Origin of the sequence: Streptomyces sp. NPDC046862 (assembly GCF_040704615.1) — a bacterium.
GTDB lineage: Bacteria > Actinomycetota > Actinomycetes > Streptomycetales > Streptomycetaceae > Streptomyces.
Map to the genome: position 1 here is coordinate 49,664 of NZ_JBEYXP010000011.1, position 12,702 is coordinate 62,365.

12 protein-coding genes are annotated in these 12,702 nt (G+C 68.9%); 10 read left to right on the top strand and 2 right to left on the bottom strand.

Annotation, left to right across the window (positions count from 1 at the left end):
- Positions 1 to 25 precede the first annotated feature (25 nt).
- The 8 genes from AB0959_RS14410 to AB0959_RS14445 all read left to right on the top strand — a co-directional run bounded on the left by AB0959_RS14410 (position 26) and on the right by AB0959_RS14445 (position 8,081).
- Positions 26 to 823, top strand: a complete 798-nt coding sequence (locus AB0959_RS14410) for a fumarylacetoacetate hydrolase family protein (protein ID WP_366826713.1) — start codon at positions 26 to 28, stop codon at positions 821 to 823.
- Complete coding sequence (locus AB0959_RS14415) at positions 823 to 1,764, top strand: acetaldehyde dehydrogenase (acetylating) (protein ID WP_366826714.1); 942 nt, start codon at positions 823 to 825, stop codon at positions 1,762 to 1,764. The genes AB0959_RS14410 and AB0959_RS14415 overlap by 1 nt, the downstream gene beginning before the upstream one ends.
- A complete protein-coding gene (gene dmpG / locus AB0959_RS14420; RefSeq protein ID WP_366826715.1) occupies positions 1,761 to 2,771 on the top strand; it encodes a 4-hydroxy-2-oxovalerate aldolase in 1,011 nt (336 codons plus the stop codon). Before AB0959_RS14415 ends, dmpG begins: the two co-directional genes overlap by 4 nt.
- A 103-nt stretch (positions 2,772 to 2,874) precedes the next feature.
- Positions 2,875 to 3,873 carry a VOC family protein gene (locus AB0959_RS14425; protein ID WP_366826716.1) on the top strand — a complete coding sequence of 333 codons (999 nt, stop codon included), beginning with the start codon at positions 2,875 to 2,877 and terminating at the stop codon, positions 3,871 to 3,873.
- A 13-nt stretch (positions 3,874 to 3,886) separates the two neighbouring features.
- Positions 3,887 to 4,759, top strand: coding sequence for an alpha/beta fold hydrolase (locus tag AB0959_RS14430; protein WP_366826717.1), 873 nt, complete (start codon positions 3,887 to 3,889; stop codon positions 4,757 to 4,759).
- Between the two features lie 182 nt (positions 4,760 to 4,941).
- A complete protein-coding gene (locus AB0959_RS14435) occupies positions 4,942 to 6,123 on the top strand; it encodes a hydroxylase (protein WP_366826718.1) in 1,182 nt (393 codons plus the stop codon).
- Between the two features lie 31 nt (positions 6,124 to 6,154).
- On the top strand, positions 6,155 to 6,718 hold the full coding sequence (locus AB0959_RS14440; RefSeq protein WP_366826719.1) for a flavin reductase family protein: 564 nt from the start codon (positions 6,155 to 6,157) through the stop codon (positions 6,716 to 6,718).
- Positions 6,719 to 6,827: 109 nt separating this feature from the next.
- Positions 6,828 to 8,081, top strand: coding sequence for an Nramp family divalent metal transporter (locus tag AB0959_RS14445; RefSeq protein ID WP_366826720.1), 1,254 nt, complete (start codon positions 6,828 to 6,830; stop codon positions 8,079 to 8,081).
- 80 nt (positions 8,082 to 8,161) lie between these two features.
- Here AB0959_RS14445 and AB0959_RS14450 read toward each other — a convergent pair whose 3' ends face one another.
- Both AB0959_RS14450 and AB0959_RS14455 read right to left on the bottom strand, forming a co-directional pair.
- Complete coding sequence (locus tag AB0959_RS14450; RefSeq protein ID WP_366826721.1) at positions 8,162 to 8,425, bottom strand: NifU family protein; 264 nt, start codon at positions 8,423 to 8,425, stop codon at positions 8,162 to 8,164.
- Between the two features lie 71 nt (positions 8,426 to 8,496).
- On the bottom strand, positions 8,497 to 9,513 hold the full coding sequence (locus AB0959_RS14455; RefSeq protein WP_366826722.1) for an LLM class flavin-dependent oxidoreductase: 1,017 nt from the start codon (positions 9,511 to 9,513) through the stop codon (positions 8,497 to 8,499).
- A 262-nt stretch (positions 9,514 to 9,775) separates the two neighbouring features.
- Between AB0959_RS14455 and AB0959_RS14460 the strand changes: the two genes are divergently transcribed.
- Both AB0959_RS14460 and AB0959_RS14465 read left to right on the top strand, forming a co-directional pair.
- Positions 9,776 to 11,635 carry an NAD(P)/FAD-dependent oxidoreductase gene (locus tag AB0959_RS14460; protein ID WP_366826723.1) on the top strand — a complete coding sequence of 620 codons (1,860 nt, stop codon included), beginning with the start codon at positions 9,776 to 9,778 and terminating at the stop codon, positions 11,633 to 11,635.
- Positions 11,632 to 12,477 carry a mycofactocin-coupled SDR family oxidoreductase gene (locus AB0959_RS14465; protein WP_366826724.1) on the top strand — a complete coding sequence of 282 codons (846 nt, stop codon included), beginning with the start codon at positions 11,632 to 11,634 and terminating at the stop codon, positions 12,475 to 12,477. Before AB0959_RS14460 ends, AB0959_RS14465 begins: the two co-directional genes overlap by 4 nt.
- Positions 12,478 to 12,702 lie beyond the last annotated feature (225 nt).

Sequence of the window (12,702 nt, forward strand, 5' to 3'; positions counted from 1 at the left end):
GGACCGCAGGTACCGGAGGGCGCTCATGACATCCGAGACGGAAGCCGTGATGGCGGCTGCCGCGCGGCTGGAACGCGCGAGTGCCACGGGTCTGGCATGCGGGCCGATCACCGACCTCATCGGCGGGACCGACATCGCGACCGCCTACCGGGTGCAGCAGATCGTCACAGAACACAGGCTGGCCGCCGGTGCCCGGCTGATCGGGCGGAAGATCGGACTGACCTCCGCGGCCGTGCAGTCACAGGTGGGCGTCGACCGGCCCGACTTCGGTGTCCTCTTCGACGACATGCGCTACGCCGACGGTGACGTCGTGCCCTACGGCAGGCTGCTGCAGCCCCAGGCGGAGGCCGAGGTCGCGTTTCTGCTCAGCCGCGACCTCACCAGCGCCGAGGACCTCTCCAAGCTGCGCGACGCCGTGGAACTGGCCTACCCGGCCGTGGAGATCGTCGACAGTCGCATCGCCGACTGGAAGATCGGCATCACCGACACGGTGGCCGACAACGCCTCCTCCGGGGTCTTCGTGATCGGCGAGCAGGGAAGGTCGCCGGGAGGCTTCGAGCCGGGGGACACGGTCATGACGATGCGACGCGACGGGAAGGTCGTGTCCCACGGTACCGGGCGAGACTGCCTCGGAGACCCGCTCAACGCCCTCGGCTGGCTCGCTGCCACCGCGATCGAGTTCGGCTCACCGCTGCGCGCCGGAGACCTCGTGCTGTCCGGAGCACTGGGGCCGATGGTTCCGGTGCACCCCGGAGACGTCTTCGAGGTGACGATCGAGCCGCTCGGCACCATCACCGCCCGCTTCTCGAAGAAGGGAGAGTGATGACGGACAACGTCGGAGTGGCGATCATCGGATCCGGAAACATCGGAACCGACCTCCTGATCAAGATCAAGCGTGCCTCGAAGAACCTCGAGGTGCTGGCCATGGTCGGCATCGACCCGAAGTCGGACGGCCTTGCCCGCGCCGCCCGCCTCGGCGTGGCCACGACGGCGGAAGGAGTCGAGGGCCTGATCCGCATGCCGGAGTTCGAGCGGGTCCGTATCGTGCTCGACGCCACCAGCGCCGCCGCCCACGTCGCCAACGCGCGCGTGCTGGAGCCCCACGGTCGGCGGCTGGTGGACCTGACGCCGGCGGCGCTCGGTCCCTTCGTGATCCCGCCGGTCAACCTCGGCGAACATCTCGACGCCCCCAACATCAACATGGTCACCTGCGGCGGACAGGCCACCATCCCGATCGTGGCCGCCGTGTCCCGGGTGACCGAGGTGCCGTACGCGGAGATCGTCGCGTCCGTCGCCTCCCGCTCCGCCGGCCCCGGCACCCGGGCGAACATCGACGAGTTCACCGAGACCACGGCGCACGCCATCGAGACGGTGGGGGGCGCCCGCCGCGGCAAGGCGATCATCATCCTCAACCCCGCCGAACCGCCGCTCATCATGCGGGACACGGTGTTCTGCCTGGTCGGCCAGGCCGACCAGGAGGAGATCCGCCAGTCGATCGAGCGGATGGTGGCGGAGGTGGCCACCTACGTGCCGGGCTACCGCCTGGTGCAGAAGGTCCAGTTCACCCCGATCGAACCGGGTGAGGCCGCCACCCTCCTGCCCGAGGGCGCGGGCCCGGTCGACACCAAGGTGTCGGTGTTCCTGGAGGTCGAGGGAGCCGCGCACTACCTTCCCGCCTACGCGGGCAACCTCGACATCATGACCTCCGCCGCGATGCGCGTCGCCGAGCGGATCGTCGAACACGCGGAGCTGGTGGCCCGATGACCGAGATCTACGTCCAGGATGTGACCCTGCGCGACGGGATGCACGCCATCCGGCACCGCATCGAGCCCGAGCAGGTCGGCCGGATCGTCGCCGCCCTCGACCGGGCGGGAGTCGCGGCGATCGAGGTCAGCCACGGCGACGGACTGGCCGGCGCGAGCCTCAACTACGGGCCCGGCAGCCACACTGACTGGCAGTGGATCGAGGCCGCCGTCGCCAATGCCCCCCGCGCGGTGATCACCACCTTGCTCCTGCCGGGCGTCGGTACCATCACCGAACTCCGCAGGGCCTACGACCTCGGTGTGCGCTCGGTGAGGGTGGCCACTCACTGCACCGAGGCCGACGTGGCGGCGCAGCACATCAACGAGGCACGCGAACTCGGTATGGATGTCTCCGGGTTCCTGATGATGAGCCATATGCTCCCGCCGGCCGAACTCGCCCGGCAGGCACAGCTGATGGAGTCCTACGGGGCGCACTGCGTCTACATCACCGACTCCGCCGGCCGGCTCACCTCGGACGACATCCGCGACCGGGTCAGGGCCTACCGCGACGCCCTCGGCGACGACACCCAGATCGGCATCCACGCCCACGAGAACCTCTCGCTCGGGGTGGCGAACTCGGTGGCCGCGGTGGAGGAAGGCGTGTACCGCGTCGACGCGTCCCTGGCCGGACAGGGCGCCGCCGCGGGCAACGCTCCCATCGAGCCCTTCGTCGCGGTGGCCAACCTCAAGGGCTGGAAGACGGGCTGCGACCTGTTCACGCTGGAGGACGCCGCCGACGACCTCGTACGACCGCTCCAGGACCGCCCGGTCCGAGTCGACCGGGAGACCCTCACCATCGGCTACGCCGGGGTCTACGGCAGCTTCCTGCGCCACGCCGAGAACGCGGCGCGGCTCTACGGGGTGGACACCCGGGAGATCCTCGTCGAGGCGGGCCGCCGCCAACTGGTCGGCGGCCAGGAGGACATGCTGATCGACATCGCGCTGACACTCCAGAGCCAGAAGTCCTGACGTTCCGCCACCCGGACGTCCCGCGGGCCCAGCCCGTCCCGTCCGGCCGAGCCGGACGAACTCGTCACTCATTGCTGTCTTGTCATGTTAGGGAGGCACAGACATGCCCGAATCCGCATACGACCCCGGTCCCCAGGTCGCCTACGCTGGCAGCATCAACCTCGGTACCCCCGATCTCGAGCGGTCCCTCTGGTTCTTCCGGGACGTGCTCGGCATGGAGGTGGTCGCCCAGTCGGGCGGCGTCGCCTATCTGCGCGGATACCAGGAGCTCGTCCACCACTCGCTGGTCCTCACCCAGCAGGACGAGGCCCGGGTGAATTCCTACGGGTTCCGGGTCAAGCGAAAGCAGGACGTCGAGCTGTTCCACAAGCAGTTCGAGTCCGAGGGCGTGCAGTCCGTGGAGCTCGCCGCCGGCGACGAGATCGGCCGCGGCGAGGCCGTGCGCTTCCTCGTCCCGGGCAGTGAGCACCCCTTCGAGTTCTACTACGACATCGAGCGGCCGCTCGCGGAGGAGTCCCTGCGGTCCAAGCTGCCGAGCAACAGCTCGCGCCGCCGCGGGCTCGGCGTCCGCCGCCTGGACCACATCAATCTGCAGACGAGCGCCGGCACCGTCAACGAGGCCGAGAACTGGCTGCGCAGCTCCCTCGGGTTCAGGCGGCGTGAGTTCGCCATGCTGCCGCAGGCGCCCGACGTCATCCTGGCGTCCTGGCTGTCGGTGACGCCGCAGGTGCACGACCTGGCCATCGGCGTGAGCGCTGACGACGAACCCGGCCGGTTCCACCACGTCGCCTTCAACGTGGAGAACTTCCACGACGTGCTCAGGGCCGCCGACGAGATCCGCGACCTGGACATCGCATACGGTCACGGCCCGGGCAAGCACGGGATCGGGCAGGCGATGTACCTCTACGTACACGACCCCGGCTCCGGCCACCGCATCGAGCTGTACTCCGGCGGCTACCACATCTTCGACCCGGACTGGGCGGCCCTTGAGTGGAAGCTGCCCGAGCTGGAGTTCGGGCAGACCTGGTACGGCGATGTCCTCGACGTCGGCCCGGGCGGACAGTTCCTGTCCACGTCGCCTTCCGCGGGCCTGACCAAGTGAGTGGTGACGGACGATGACCGCTCTCACCCACGAGTCGACGAGGGCCACCAAGGACGTCGACGGGCTCACCTTCGCCTACCACGAGGCCGGTGACGGTAAGCCGCTGATCCTGCTGCACGGGTCGGGGCCAGGCGTCAGCGCCTGGTCGAACTTCCGCTACAACCTGCCCGTCTTCGCCGAGCAGTTCCGCACGGTCGCGCCCGACCTTCCGGGGTTCGGCGGAAGTGGCCTGCCGGACCTCGACGAGGTCTACCCGGTGGTCGCGGCGCGCTGGATCGCCCGCTTCATGGACGAACTGGGCATCGAGTCCGCGCTGTTCGTCGGCAACTCCATGGGCGGCGCGGTCGCGGCGGAACTCGCGGCCTTGCATCCCGAGCGGGTCCGCAGGCTGGCCCTCATGGGGTCCGGCGGACTGTCCGTCGGGCTGTTCAATCCCGACCCCAGCGAAGGGTTCGTCCGGCTCTTCGAGTTCCTCGACGATCCGACACGCGAGCGCATGATCGCATGGGTGAAGACGATGGTCAGCGATCACCGCACGATCACCGACGAACTCATCGACGAGCGCCTGGACAACGCCCTGCGGGAGGGCGTGATCGACAGGACCAGGGCGATCATCGGCTCGATGTTCGATCCAAGGCGGCGCGCCTCCTACACACCGCTGTGGACCAGGGCGGCGGCCTTCGCCACCCCGACCCTGCTGCTGTGGGGACGAGACGACCGCATGCTCCCCTACGACCAGGCGCACTTTGCCGCCCGGTGGCTGCCCGATGCCGAACTGCACACGTTCGCCCGCTGCGGTCACTGGGTGCAGGTCGAGCGGAAGACCGAGTTCGAACGGGTGGTGCTGGAGTTCCTGACCCGCAAGGCATCGGGCTCCAGCCCCTGATGAGCCGTGACCGCAGTGAGCCGGGGCCGCCGACACGGGACCACGGCACCGGCTCCTGCGGTGGAGGCCTCGCAGTTCCCGCCTCGCGGGACGCGCCGGCCCGCAGACAGCACAAGGAATGACAATGACGGATATTCCACGCCGCCGGGAGGCGACCGACGAGGAAGTGGAAGGTGCGAGGCATGGCGCATGACGTCGTAGAGAGAGTCGAGAGTTACGGTCCGAAGCTGGCGGAACTGGCCGCCGGGAACGAGAAACTGGGCAAGCTGAGCGACGAGACCGTCGGTCTCCTGCGCTCCGCCGGGGTGATGCGCCTGTTGCAGCCCACCAAGTTCGGCGGTTACGCGGCCCATCCCCGTGACTTCGCCGAGGCCGTCATGGCCGTGGCCCGTCATGACGGTGCCGCTGGCTGGGTCTGCGGGGTCGTGGGGGTGCACCCCTGGGAAGCCGCGCAGATGGACCCGCGGGTCGCCCAGGAGATCTGGGGCGAGAACCCGGAGACCTGGATCGCCTCCCCCTACATGCCCAACGGGATCGCCGAGCCGGTGGAGGGAGGGTACATGCTCACCGGGCGTTGGCCCTTCTCCTCGGGCACCGACCACTGCGACTGGGTCTTCCTCGGCGCGCTCGTCGGAGACGGCAAGGGCAGGCCGGCCACGCCGCCGAACGTCCTGCACGTGATTCTCCCCAGGTCGTCGTACGAGATCATCGACGACTCCTGGGACGTCGTCGGCCTGAACGGCACCGGCAGCAAGGACGTGGTGGTCGACGACGCGTTCATCCCCGCCTACCGGACCGTCAACCAGGACGAGGTCTCGGACGGCCAGGCCGCGGCGAGCAACGGTGTCAACGAGGCCCTCTACCAGTTGCCGTTCACCTCGATGTTCCCCCTCGGGATCACCTCCGCCGTCATCGGCATCTGCGAGGGTGCCCTCGCCGTCCACCTGGCCCAGCAACGCGAGCGGGTCACGGTGACCGGAGTCCAGGTCCGCGACGACCCTTACGTGCTCTACGCGGCAGGCGAGGCCGCCGCGGAGATCGCCGCCTCCCGGGCGCAGTTGATCGACGGCATCAGCCGGGTCTACGACCGGGTCGCGGCTGGAGAGATGGTGTCGCTCGAGGAACGTTCGGACATCCGGCGCAACCAGGTGCGCTGCGCCTGGCGGGCGGTCTCCGCCCTCGACGAGATCTTCAACAGGTCCGGGGGCAACGTGATCCGGCGCAGCAACCCGCTGCAGCGCTACTGGCGGGACGCGCACGTCGGCCTCGCCCACATGATCCATGTTCCGGGGTCGGCGTACCACGCCAACTCCCTGGCGCAGATGGGCGTGGAACTGCCCCCGCATCTGCGCGTGATGATCTGATCCGCTGCTCCTGCGGGTGAGGAGGACGCACATGCACGCCGAGGAAGCCACCCATCCCTCTTCCCCCGGTTCCCCGGACTCCCCCCACGACCACAACCACTTCCGCAAGGTGCTGGGGAACTTCCCCACCAGCGTGGTGGCGATCACCGCGGGAATGCCGGACGGCCGCCCCGAGGCGATGATCGTCGGGTCGTTCACCTCGGTCTCCCTCGAACCGCCCCTGGTGGCGTTTCTGGCGGACCGCTCTTCGAGGACGTTCCCGAGGATCCGCGAGGCCGGCCGCTTCTGCGTCAACGCGCTGGCGGCCGACCAGGAAGTCCTGTGCCGGTCGATGGCGACCAGGGGCGCCGACCGGTTCGCCGGCAGCTCCTGGCAGCCGTCCCCGTTGGGAAACCCCGTGCTCGACGGTGTCGTCGCCTGGATCGACTGTGAGCTGGGGGAGGTCGTGGAGATCGGCGACCACCACCTGGCCGTGGGGCGGGTCCACGCCCTGCGCGCCGAGTCGGACAAGACCCCGCTGCTGTTCTTCCGCGGCGGCTACGGCGACTACTTCTCCAGCACGTCGCTGGTGCTGGACCGCCTCGTCGGCTGGTAGCAGCAGCTCGGCCGGTCAGGGGGGAGCGGACGGGGCGTGGTGTCTCACCGTGCCCCGTCCGCCGTACCGGCCCGGCGCTGCGCACACCCCTACCTCAAGGACGACCATTGTGACTTCAGGCTCCGAATCGACCGTCGCCCTGTTCCCGCGGCCCGCCACGAGCGCCCGACGGCGTCTGGTGACTCTCGTCGGCCCGGCCTTCGTCGCCTCGGTGGCCTACATCGACCCGGGCAACTTCGCGACCAACTTCCAAAGCGGCGCCACCTTCGGCTACATGCTGCTGTGGGTCGTGGTGCTGGCGAACGTCGTCGCCATGCTCCTTCAGTACCTCACGGCCAAGCTGGGCGTCGCGACCGGGCGGAGTCTGCCGGAGATGTGCCGGGAGACCTACCGGCGTCCCGTCGTGCTGGGACTGTGGCTCCAGGCCGAGCTCGTCGTGATCATGACCGATCTCGCCGAACTGGTGGGCGGCGCGATCGCGTTGCACCTGCTCTTCGGCGCTCCGCTGCTCTCCGGCGGCCTGTTGGTGGCCGCGGCCTCGTTCGTCATCCTCGCGGTCCGCACAGCCGGCCAGCGCAGGTTCGAGGGGGTGATCGCGGCCACGGTGGCCGTGGTGGCCGGGGTCTTCTTCTACCAGACCCTCGCCGCGGACATCGACGTGCGCGACGCGGCGGCTGGTCTGGTTCCGCGCCTCGACGGGACGTCGAGCCTGATGCTGGCGGCCGGAGTGGTGGGGGCGACCGTCATGCCGCACGCCGTGTACCTGCACTCGGCCCTCACCAAGGAGCGCTTCGCGCCGGGGCACGGCCTGAGTCGACCGAGGCTGCTGCGTGCCCAGCGCACCGACGTGTTGCTGGCCATGGGGTTCGCCGGGCTGATCAACGCCGCCATGCTGCTCGCCGCCGCCGGCACCCTGCACGGTACGGGCATGGAGGCGTCACTCGAGGGGGCGCACGCCCAACTGATGGTCACAGCCGGCGTGTCCACGGCGACGCTGTTCGCGATCGCGCTGCTGGCCTCGGGGCTGGCCTCCTCCAGCGTCGGCGTCTACGCCGGCGAAATCATCATGCAGGGCTTTCTGCGGCGGCGGATTCCGCTGTACGTACGACGCTTGGTCGCGGTCGTGCCGGCTCTGGCGGTCCTGGGGAGCGGGATGGACGCCACCGAAGCCCTGGTGCTGAGCCAGGTCGTGCTCTCGGTGGGCATTCCCTTCGTCCTGGTCCCGCTCGTCCTGCTGACCCGGCGGGCCGATCTCATGGGCCGGTGGGTCAACCGGCGGATCACCACGGCTCTGGCGATCGGTGCCACCGTGGTGATCACGGTTCTGGACATCGCCCTGGTGATGCAGACCCTGGCTGTGTGACAGGCCGCATCAAGCGGCTCAGGGCGGTCGTCCCGGACGACCGCCCTGAGCCGCTGTGCCGGTGACTGGGGGAGCGGACCTCAGCCGACCGAGTCGGGTTCACGCACGGTGACTTCGGCGAGTTCGATGCCGCGGGTCTGGAGTCCTTCCTCGATGAACGCCTTGAGTGACTCCCCGTCGAGCACGCACGTGGCGCAGGCGTCGTTGTGGCCACGGGAGTAGTCGACGGTCAGACGGGACTGCTCGGGAGCGAACTCCGCGAGCCGGATGGAACCGCCGTCGGGAGCGACCATCGGTTCCAGCAGTGCGATTACCTCGTTGACGACGTCCTGGGTGTGCGGCATGACCGGTCTCCTCTGTCTGGGTGTGCGTGCGGGCTCCGCAAGGGAAGGCGTGGTGTCCGTACCCGGCCCCGTCAGGATGCTTCGGCGGTTTTGAGCGTGGGCAGCAGCGCCAGGCTGGAGCGGGCGTAGGCCTGCCGACGGCGCTCGCTGACCATGAACGACGGAGGTGCGAAGTAGGCGACGTCGCGGGCGATCGATCCACGGCGCCGTCGGAGCGCGGCCGCCGCGTCGGCGGTGCTTCCGCACAGAGCGACGCTTTCGACCATGTCGTCCGTCACGGCCCGCGCCATGTCGTCGATCCGGCCGTCCCCGAACGCCTCCCTGATCTTCTGGACCTGGGAGGTCCAGCCGTGGTGCTCGGCGAACGCGTCGTAGGTGCGCACGGTCAGGTAGAAGGCGATCATCCGGCGCATGTCGGTGACGGCACGCTCGGGATCGTCGTCGTTGATGGCCGTCAGCAGCCAGCCGTGCTCCAGGGGTCGCTCCACCCGTTCGCCCTCGCGCGCGCCGGCCTCGACCGCCGGACGCACGATGTTGTCCCACCACTCGTCCGTGAAGAGTCCATGGCCGATGATCCCGTCGGCCGTGCGGCCGGCGGCCCTCGCCATCCTGCGCTGGAACCCGGCCAGCAGCACAGGTACGTCGATGCGCCCCAGGACCGGCGCTTTGACGGTCGCGTCGACGTGGTAGAACTCCCCGTCGAAGCGGACGCGTTGCCCGTTCTCAGCGTGCAGCCAGGCTCGAATCGCACCCACCAGCTCGGACATACGCTCCACGGGGCGGTCTGCCGCCACACCGCACCAGTCCCGGTTGATGGCGAACGCCCCCGAGCCCAGGCCCGCGAAAACGCGTCCGGGCGCCTGGTTCCACAGGGTGCGGATCGCCGTCGCGTGGGCGAACGGGGTGCGGGAGAACCCGTAGGCGATCGCCGGGCCGACGAGGGCTCTGTGGGTCGACACGGCCATTCCGGCGACCGTGACATAGGCGTCGTGGTCGACGAACTCGCCTGTGCAGAAGGCGGCGGCACCCGCGGCCTCCGCCTCCAGGCCGACATCGGCCCCCGGCCAGGGCATGCCGAACTCAGTCATGTGGGCCGATCCTCTCGGAAGTGCCGCGCGCAGCTCAGCTGGGGCTTGAATCATAGCATTGAGTTACCTGATTGAGCGGCTCCCATACCTTCACATGATTTAGCTGTTCGCCTATGGTTGACCCGTCGGTCGGAAGGTTGCCGACCGCACACCGCAGAACGGCCGGGCCGCGGCAGCCGCACCGAGCGCAAGAGCCCGACCTCGTGCCGCAGCGCACGGAAATCGTGTTGCTGTGACTCTCTCCAGGACGGAGAAAACAGGGATGACGCACACCTCGGCTGCACCAGCAGATCTCGACAGGGCGCGCGCCAAGTACCGGGCCGAGCGGGACAAGCGCCTCGATCCCTCGCGCCGGGAGATCCTTGACCTCGCAGGACACGAGGAACTGGTCGAGGACCCCTTCATGGACGTCGTGCCTCGCGAGCCGCTGTATGACACGGTCGACGTGATGGTGGTGGGAGGCGGGTTCGGCGGCCTGCTCGCCGCCGCGCACCTGCGCAAGGCCGGACTCGAGCGCATCCGCATCGTCGAGAAGGCCGGAGACGTCGGCGGCGTGTGGTACTGGAACCGGTACCCGGGCGTGATGTGCGACGTCGAGTCGTACGTGTACCTGCCGATGCTGGAGGAACTGGGCTACATGCCCCGGCACCGCTACTCCTACGGCCCGGAGATCCTCGCCCACACTCAGCGACTGGCCAGACACTTCAGGCTCTACGACCACGCGCTCTTCCACACTTCGGTGACGGGGGTGACGTGGGAGGAGGGGAGCGCCAGGTGGAGGGTGCGCACCGACCGTGGCGACGAGTTCCAGACCCGGTACGTGGTGGTGGCCCACGGCTCCTTCACCTCGCTGAAGCTGCCGGCGATCGAGGGCATCGACTCCTTCGAGGGCAAGTTGTTCCACACCTCGCGATGGGACTACGACTACACCGGCGGTGATGCCTCCCGCCCCCTCAGCAAGCTCGGCGACAAGAGGGTCGGCGTCATCGGCACCGGCGCCACCGCGATCCAGATCGTGGCCCCGCTGGCCGAGGCGGCCCGGCAACTTCTCGTGTTCCAGCGCACCCCCTCCACGGTCGCCGTTCGCGACAACAGGGAGACGGACCAGAAGTGGGCACAAACCCTCGAGCCGGGCTGGCAGAAGCGGCGGCGGGCGAACTTCACCGCCGTCACCAACGGTGAGAAGATCACCGAGGATCTGGTGGGGGACGGATGGACCGTCTTCTACCATGCGATGCTCAGCAGCGACGGATACGGCGACCTGACTCCCCAGGGGCTCGCGGAGAAGCGGGAACTGACCGATCTCCAGCACATGGAGAACATCCGGGCCAGGATCGACAAGGTCGTGCGGGACCCCGCGACGGCCGAGGCGCTGAAGCCGTACTACCGCTATCAGTGCAAGCGTCCCTGTTTCCACGACGAGTACCTGCCGGCCTTCAACCGGCCGAATGTCCAGCTGGTCGACACTCAAGGGGAGGGGGTCCGGCGCATCACCCCGCGGGGAGTCGTGGTCGGTGGGGTCGAGTACCCGCTCGACTGCCTCATCCTGGCAACCGGCTTCGACCAGGACTCCGCCTACGTCGACCGGGTGGGATTCGACGTGGCCGGCCGCGACGGACTCACCCTCTCCGGGAAGTGGAAGGACGGTCCCGAGACCTTCCACGGCGTGATGTCGAGCGGCTTCCCCAACTTCTTCCTTCTGCCGCCGAATTACACCCAGGGCACCGCAGCGGTGAACTTCTGCCACACGCTTGAGGAGACCGCGCAGCACATCGCCTTCCTCATCGCCGAGTTCGAGCGACGGCATGTGATCGCGGACGTCACCAGGCAGGGCGAGGAGGCGTACGTCGAGCATGTCGTGGAGGGCTCCGGCCTGGCGCTCCTTGGTGGAGGCGGTTTCTTGAAGGACTGCACCCCGGGACGCTGGAACAACGAGGGGAACCCCGAGGATCGTCCTCGGAAGAACGTGAACTACCCGGGCACCTCCACGGCGTACTTCAGCATGCTGGAGGAATGGCGGCAACGAGGTGAGTTCGCCGAGTTGAACCTCACTCCCGCGCCGAGGCCGGCCCCGCACACCGACGTGACCGAGCCGGACGAGGACGAGAGGGGTCCACGTTGACCAGTCCCATTCCCGAGGCTCCTGTGCCGGGCGTGCCGAACGCCCAACGCTTTCAAGGCAAGGTCGCCTTCGTCACCGGGGCGGCCCGCGGGCTGGGACGGGCCGAGGCGGTGCGCTTCGCCGCGGAGGGCGCGGACATCATCGCCCTGGACCTCTGCGAGGACCTGCCCACCACGGAATACCCGGGAGCGACGGTCGAGGACCTCGCCGAGACGGCCCGCCTCGTCGAGGAACTCGGGCGACGCATCCTGACCCACAAGGCCGACATACGCGACTACCCCGCCGTACGGGCGGCTCTGGAGGAGAGTGTCCGCGAGCTCGGGCGTCTGGACGTTGTGGCGGCCAATGCCGGCATGACCACCTTCGCCCGCGCCTGGGAGATCGAACCGGAGCACTGGAAGGCGACCCTGGACGTCAACCTGACCGGTGCCTTCCACACCATGAAGGCTGCCGTGCCACTCATGATCGAGCGGGCGACCGGCGGGGCGATCGTTTTCACCAGCTCGGTCGCAGGCCTGCGCGGCCTGCCGTTGCTGGCGGACTACGTGGCGGCCAAGCACGGTGTCACCGGACTGGCCAAGTCCCTGGCCAATGAACTGGGGCCCTACCGGATCCGCGTGAACTCCGTGCACCCGCACGGCATCAACACCAAACTCGTGCCGGGGCTTCGCCCGATCCTCAAGAAGGATCCGGCACTCGCCGCCTTCTACGAAGGCATCCTTCCAGACGCCGTGAGCCAGGCCGAGGACATCGCGGCGGCCGTGGCCTGGATCGCCTCGGACGAGGCACGTCACGTCAGCGGGATCCAGCTGCCGGTGGACCTCGGCCGGACCAACCGCTGACTCCGCCGGAGTCCGCACATTCCGTTCCGGTCACCGGAATCCGGCCAACCGGGCACCTGAGGATGCGACGACACTCTTCATGGGGCCGCCCGGACACTCTCCCTGCGCTGGTCCCGGAGGCGAGGAGCAGGGGCGGCCGACCGCTCGGTGTGGGTCGCTTCGCGCAGCGGCGGGCCGTCTCGCCGCCTTCCCGCCGATCGAGATCCGCCACGCGACACGAGAGCC

Bases quoted from the DNA above. Each gene is read 5' to 3' on its own strand.
- AB0959_RS14410 (WP_366826713.1), top strand. From the start codon at position 26: ATGACATCCGAGACGGAAGCCGTGATGGCGGCTGCCGCGCGGCTGGAA.
- AB0959_RS14415 (WP_366826714.1), top strand. From the start codon at position 823: ATGACGGACAACGTCGGAGTGGCGATCATCGGATCCGGAAACATCGGA.
- dmpG (WP_366826715.1), top strand. From the start codon at position 1,761: ATGACCGAGATCTACGTCCAGGATGTGACCCTGCGCGACGGGATGCAC.
- AB0959_RS14425 (WP_366826716.1), top strand. From the start codon at position 2,875: ATGCCCGAATCCGCATACGACCCCGGTCCCCAGGTCGCCTACGCTGGC.
- AB0959_RS14430 (WP_366826717.1), top strand. From the start codon at position 3,887: ATGACCGCTCTCACCCACGAGTCGACGAGGGCCACCAAGGACGTCGAC.
- AB0959_RS14435 (WP_366826718.1), top strand. From the start codon at position 4,942: ATGGCGCATGACGTCGTAGAGAGAGTCGAGAGTTACGGTCCGAAGCTG.
- AB0959_RS14440 (WP_366826719.1), top strand. From the start codon at position 6,155: ATGCACGCCGAGGAAGCCACCCATCCCTCTTCCCCCGGTTCCCCGGAC.
- AB0959_RS14450 (WP_366826721.1), bottom strand. From the start codon at position 8,425: ATGCCGCACACCCAGGACGTCGTCAACGAGGTAATCGCACTGCTGGAA.
- AB0959_RS14455 (WP_366826722.1), bottom strand. From the start codon at position 9,513: ATGACTGAGTTCGGCATGCCCTGGCCGGGGGCCGATGTCGGCCTGGAG.
- AB0959_RS14460 (WP_366826723.1), top strand. From the start codon at position 9,776: ATGACGCACACCTCGGCTGCACCAGCAGATCTCGACAGGGCGCGCGCC.